This window comes from Mesorhizobium sp. LNHC252B00, from assembly GCF_000502955.1.
Lineage (GTDB): Bacteria > Pseudomonadota > Alphaproteobacteria > Rhizobiales > Rhizobiaceae > Mesorhizobium.
This window is the reverse complement of the sequence record NZ_AYWO01000100.1, coordinates 1-647: the sequence shown is the minus strand read 5'-3', so window position 1 is coordinate 647 and position 647 is coordinate 1. Positions and strand designations below refer to the sequence as shown.

Sequence of the window (647 nt, the reverse complement as noted above, 5' to 3'; positions counted from 1 at the left end):
ATCCGCCATATGCGGACGCTCGGCCGGGTTTTGCACCTGCTCGGCCAAATCCTCGGAGAACGACTCCTGCCCAGGCTCGTCCTCGACGTTGAACGGGATAACCGAAGCGTTGGCGCGTTCGCTCATGGTGCCACCTCGACTGCCTTGATTGCTTGCGTGCGGCCGCGCAAATAGATCGGGGCAAATGTCTGATCCTGCCGCACGTCCATCGTGCCGTCGCGCACCAGTTCCAATGTTGCCGCGAAGGAACTGGCGATCGCCGTGCGCCTTTCCTCGGGGCTGGTCATGTACACGATCAGGAAACTTTCCAGTGTCATCCAGTCGCTTACAGCCCCGACAAGGCGGGTCAGGATGTCGCGCGCGTCCTTGAGCGACCAGACACCGCGCCTGGCGATCGTCACGTTGTTGATCGCCTGCTTCTGCCGCTGCTGGGCATAGGCCGTCAGCAAGTCGTAGAGCGACGCTGAATAGGCGTTGCGCTTCTCGATGATCACCATTTCAGGCATGCCGCGCGCGAACACGTCGCGACCGAGCCGGTTGCGGTTGACCAGACGCGCCGACGCGTCGCGCATGGCTTCGAGCCGCTTCAGCCGGAACTGCAGCACCGCCGCCAGTTCCTCACCGCTTTCGCCCTCCTCGCCCGGCTG

1 protein-coding gene is annotated in these 647 nt (G+C 63.4%); it reads right to left on the bottom strand.

The window, feature by feature from the left end; translation table 11 throughout:
* Positions 1–122: 122 nt before the first annotated feature.
* Positions 123–647, bottom strand: a 525-nt coding sequence (locus X744_RS139730; protein ID WP_023763242.1) for a ScpA family protein, incomplete at its 5' end; no start/stop codon positions are given.